Origin of the sequence: Albidovulum sp., from assembly GCF_049646345.1 — a bacterium.
Taxonomy (GTDB): domain Bacteria; phylum Pseudomonadota; class Alphaproteobacteria; order Rhodobacterales; family Rhodobacteraceae; genus Albidovulum.
Map to the genome: position 1 here is coordinate 1 of NZ_JBARVQ010000129.1, position 4,647 is coordinate 4,647.

Here is a 4,647-nt window from a genome sequence, read left to right on the forward strand (position 1 = left end):
CTCATGCGCTGTCCTTCGATCTGGAGGTCTGCCCTGCGGGGGGCAACATATGGGAAAGAGGCACCTGCGCCTCGATCACCGTGCCGGAGCGGGAGGACAGAACCCGAAGCGAGCCGCCCAGCTGTTCCATCCGTTCGGTCATGTTTCGCAGACCGAGCCCGGCATCGCCGCTGCGTGTGGCCGCAAGACCGCGGCCGTCATCCTCGATCCGCATCACTGCACCCAGTTTGTGACCGCGCAGTAAAAGCCGGACCCGGCCTGCACCGGAATGTTTCTCGACATTGGTCATTGCTTCCTGCGCGATGCGGTAAAGTGCAATCTTGGCTTCCTGATCCAGCCGGTTGCGGAACACCACGGTTTCGAACTCGGTCGCGATGCCGGTGCGTTTGCTGAACTCTTCGGTCAGGGTCTGAAGCGCGGGACCGAGGCCGAGATCGTCGAGCACACCGGGGCGCAGGTCGCGGCTGATGCGGCGCACCTCGCCGATGGCACCGTTCAGATGGTCGATGCCAGCCGTCAGGCTTTCGCCTGCGCGTGCATCGCCAAGGGACAGCCGCCGCCGCGCCAGTTCCAGCGCATAGCGCACCCCGACAAGTATCTGGCTGATGGAATCGTGCAATTCGCGGGCGACGCGGCCGCGTTCCTCTTCCTGCGTGTCGATGATCCTCTGGGTCAGCTTTTTCAGCTTGGCATCGGCAAGGCGCCTTTCACGGATCGTGATCCCCATGCCGCTGGCAAAGACCAAAAGCACGGCACCGACCGCAATTGCGGCGATCCAGCGGAAGGTGCGGCCGATGCGTTCTTCGGTCTCGGCCCGTGCGGCGGCGACTGAACCAAGGATGTCGTCAACGAACACACCCGTCCCCACGGCCCAGCGCCAGTCCTGAAGGCCGACGACATAGGAAATCATCTGTGCCTCTTCACCCGTTGAGGGTTTCGGCCAGATATAGGAATGATAGCCGCCGCCTTGCCGCGCGATCCGGATCAGCTCATCGACCACCGGTGTGCCTTCAGGATCGCCAAGCCCCGCCCAGTTGCGATTGATCAGCCAAGTCTGGCGCGGCGCGACGATGTTGTCACCGTCATAATCATAGACGAAGAAGTAACCATCCTGACCGTAAAGCATTGCCGCAAGTATTTGGGCGACCTCGGTTTTTGCGGCCTCGTCATCGGGCAGGGCATTGCCGTAGATGCCGCCGAAGGCGGTGCGGGCAAGGCTGATATAGTTTCTGAGTTCCTCTTTCTTCACAGCGATCAGCTGAGCCTCAAGTCCGGCAATTTCCCGCCGTGCCAGCTCGCGGGACTGATGCACGACAAGAACGGCAATGGCCGCCGCCGCGAGGATCAGCGGCAGGGTCGCAATCAGATAGATCTTCTGTCCGTAATTGAGGCGGATTGCCTGTCGCAATGCCGCCAGCCGCGCCCGCATCCGCCGTTTTCCCGATTGCCGCCGTCATGATTCTTGGCTGAGAATGACGATCCGCCTGCTGCAGGTCAATTCATGCGCCTTTGTTGGTCCGGATTGGTCCATTAAGCGAAAAACCGCCTCTCCCTACGCAGTACTCGGTATTCCCACGGCGGATGTCCGCCGCTAGGCTCATCCCAGTTGCAATGATCCGCCCGAAACGCGGGCGGACGATTTCTTGGGAGGATATATCCGTATGGATCGTCGTTCATTTCTGACGAAAGCAGCCCTTGGTGGCACCACCGCCGCTGCGGCAACAGCGCTCGCGGCACCGATGTATGCGCAAGGCAACCGGACGCTGACGCTCGTCACCACCTGGGGCCGGGGCCTTGCCGGTGTGCATGACGCGGCCCAGCGCTGCGCCGATACGATCACCGCGATGACCGATGGCCAGCTGACGGTTGACCTCAAGGCAGCGGGCGAGCTTGTGGGCGCGTTCGAAGTGTTCGATGCCGTGACTTCGGGTCAGGCTGACATGTATCACGGTGCCGATTACTACTTTGTCGGCCAGCATCCCGGTTACGCCTTCTTCACCTCGGTGCCGATGGGGATGACCGCGCAGGAACTGGTGAACTGGTACTATCACGGTGGCGGGCATGAGTTCCACGATGAGCTTGGCCAGATCTTCGGGCTCAAATCCTTCCTGGCCGGGAACACCGGCGCGCAGGCGGGCGGCTGGTTCCGTAATGAGATCAAGGGACCGGAAGATTTCAACGGCCTCAAGTTCCGCATGCCGGGCCTTGGCGGCAAGGCGCTTGGCAAGCTTGGCGCATCGGTGCAGAACCTGCCCGGCGGTGAGGTCTATCAGGCGCTGTCATCGGGTGCGATCGACGGCACCGAATGGATCGGTCCCTGGGCTGATGAAAAGGCCGGTTTCCAGGAGATCACCAAGATCTACTACACCGCCGGGTTCCATGAGCCGGGCGCGGGCCTGTCGCTGGCGATGAACCGCGAAGTCTTCGAGAGCCTGACCCCCGCCCAGCAGAAGATCTATGAGATCGCGAGCGGCGAGGCGCATCAGTGGAACCTTGCGCAGTTCCTGTCGAACAACTCGGCCGCACTGACCCGGTTGCAGGCGGCAGGCGTCAAGACGCTGGAATTCCCGGACACGGTCTGGGATGCCTTTGGCAAGGCGGCGCAGGAAGTCCATGACGAGAATATGGGCGACGAGATCTACAAGAAGATCTACGACAGCTACACCGCGTCGCTGAAATCTTCGTCGGCATGGATCAAGAAATCCGACGGCGCATATACCGCCCAGCGCGACCGCGTACTCGGCTGACCTGCCGTTGAAAAACGCGCCCCCGGCCGCATCGGCCGGGGGCTTTCACCCGACAACGCGCAGGATACCAAGGCGCCGTCGGAACCAGGGGGGATCGGATGGTCAGCGCCATCACCGGGTTCTTTGCCAGCATCTTTCAGGCCGTCGTGAACTTTTTCTACGCCGTCACCCATCCGGGGGAGTGGTTGGCCTGGACGCCCTATGTCAATCAGCCCTTGCCGACGCCCGAGGTGAAGGAATCGCTGATGCGCTTCATCTATTACGGCGCGTCGAAAGAGCTGTTCTTCGTGATCTTCACGATCCTCCTGATCCTGACAATCATCGGCCTGATCCGGCGCCCGATCATGTGGGCCTATGTGCGGGGGCTGGAGTTTTTTGCCAACTGGACCGGCCGCATCTTTGCCTGGGTCGGCCTTGCCATGGTGATCCAGCAGATTGCTATCGTCTTTCTGCAACGCATCTTCCGCGTGGCACAGATCGAGTTCGGCTTTTTCGGTATCGGCTTTACACGCGACCTCAGCTGGTGGTCGGAAGAGCTGAAGCTGTACAACGCGATGATCGTCGCGCTTTGCGTCACCTACACCTTCGTTCAGGGCGGTCATGTGCGGGTCGATCTGGTCTATTCGGCGGTCAGCTATCGCTGGAAGAAGTTCATCGACATGATGGGATCGCTGGTCTTCATGATGCCGGTCGCGGTCGTGACCTGGCTTTTCGCCTGGTTCTTCTTCTGGCGCGTTATGGTCGTGCCGAACACCTCGGCCTCGGACAATCTCGACAAGCTTCTGCTGAAGGCGCGCGCGGTGCGCTGGAACATTGAAACCATCGGCTTCAGCCCGAACGGGTTCGACATGTACTTCCTGTTCAAGGTGCTGATCCTTAGCTTCGTGGCCCTCACCTTTATCCATGCCTACGCCTTCTTCTGCCGATCGCTCCTGGAACTGATCGAAGGACCGGAAAGCGACGGCAAATACCTCGACAAAGATACGCTCGGTCAGGGCGAAGAAGCCTATGAAGGCACGCATTAAGGGGACAATGCACCATGTTTCTCGGACTTGATGGCGTCGAGGTCGGCCTGATCATCGTCTTCCTTTGCCTCTTCGGCGGCATTCTGTCGGGCTTTCCGGTGGCATTCGCACTCGGGGGCGCGGGGCTGATTGCCTTCGGGATCATCGCGGCCCTCGATTCCTCGGGCCTTCTGGTCCATGAATTCCTTGACCGGGGGTCGGACGGCTACAAGGCGCTGCTGGCGCAGGGTGTGCCCGAGATCGGGATATCGAAATTCACCCATCCGGACCTGCCAAGATCGGTTGAACCACTGTTCCCGCAAGGCTGGGAAGTGGCGATGGACCGTAACATCGCCTTCATCGTGAACCGGATGAACGAACGGGTCTTTGCCGGACAATCGATCGAGACGCTGCTCGCGGTTCTCATGTTCGTGATGATGGGGATCACGCTCGAACGCTCAAAGATCGCCAATGAGTTGCTGACCACCATGGCGCGGGTCTTCGGGCCACTGCCGGGCGGTCTGGCCGTGTCGGTCGTCGTCGTGGGGGCATTCCTTGCTGCCTCCACCGGGATCGTCGGCGCGACCGTGGTGACGATGGGACTGTTGTCGCTGCCGACGATGCTGCGCAACAAATACTCGCCCGAACTGGCAACAGGTGTCATCGCGGCCTCGGGCACTTTGGGCCAGATCATCCCGCCCTCCATCGTCATCGTGCTTCTGGGCACGCTGGCGGGCGACCTCTATGCGGCGGGGCAGGAAATCCGCGCCTCTGCCGCCGGATGTTCCGACGCGCTGACCTATCTGGGCGAGGCGGCGGTGCTGTCCGTGGGCACGCTCTTTCAGGCGGCATTGCTGCCGGGGATCATGCTGGCCGGTATGTACGGGCTTTACGCC

The 4,647-nt window shown here is 61.2% G+C and carries 4 protein-coding genes; 3 read left to right on the forward strand and 1 reads right to left on the reverse strand.

Annotated features, from left to right (window positions below; genetic code table 11):
• Position 1 precedes the first annotated feature (1 nt).
• Positions 2-1,429 carry a cache domain-containing protein gene (locus tag WBB85_RS03260; protein ID WP_432637186.1) on the reverse strand — a complete coding sequence of 476 codons (1,428 nt, stop codon included), beginning with the start codon at positions 1,427-1,429 and terminating at the stop codon, positions 2-4.
• A gap of 232 nt (positions 1,430-1,661) precedes the next feature.
• Here WBB85_RS03260 and WBB85_RS03265 point away from each other — a divergent pair, with 232 nt between their 5' ends.
• From WBB85_RS03265 to WBB85_RS03275, 3 genes are all read left to right on the forward strand, one after another.
• Positions 1,662-2,747 carry a TRAP transporter substrate-binding protein gene (locus WBB85_RS03265; protein WP_432637187.1) on the forward strand — a complete coding sequence of 362 codons (1,086 nt, stop codon included), beginning with the start codon at positions 1,662-1,664 and terminating at the stop codon, positions 2,745-2,747.
• A 98-nt stretch (positions 2,748-2,845) separates the two neighbouring features.
• Positions 2,846-3,772: a TRAP transporter small permease subunit gene (locus WBB85_RS03270; RefSeq protein ID WP_432637188.1), complete on the forward strand. Its 927-nt coding sequence runs from the start codon at positions 2,846-2,848 to the stop codon at positions 3,770-3,772.
• A gap of 14 nt (positions 3,773-3,786) precedes the next feature.
• Positions 3,787-4,647: TRAP transporter large permease subunit (locus WBB85_RS03275; RefSeq protein ID WP_432637189.1), on the forward strand; the 861-nt coding region annotated here is incomplete at its 3' end.

Bases quoted from the DNA above. Each gene is read 5' to 3' on its own strand.
- WBB85_RS03260 (WP_432637186.1), bottom strand. From the start codon at position 1,429: ATGCGGGCGCGGCTGGCGGCATTGCGACAGGCAATCCGCCTCAATTAC.
- WBB85_RS03265 (WP_432637187.1), top strand. From the start codon at position 1,662: ATGGATCGTCGTTCATTTCTGACGAAAGCAGCCCTTGGTGGCACCACC.
- WBB85_RS03270 (WP_432637188.1), top strand. From the start codon at position 2,846: ATGGTCAGCGCCATCACCGGGTTCTTTGCCAGCATCTTTCAGGCCGTC.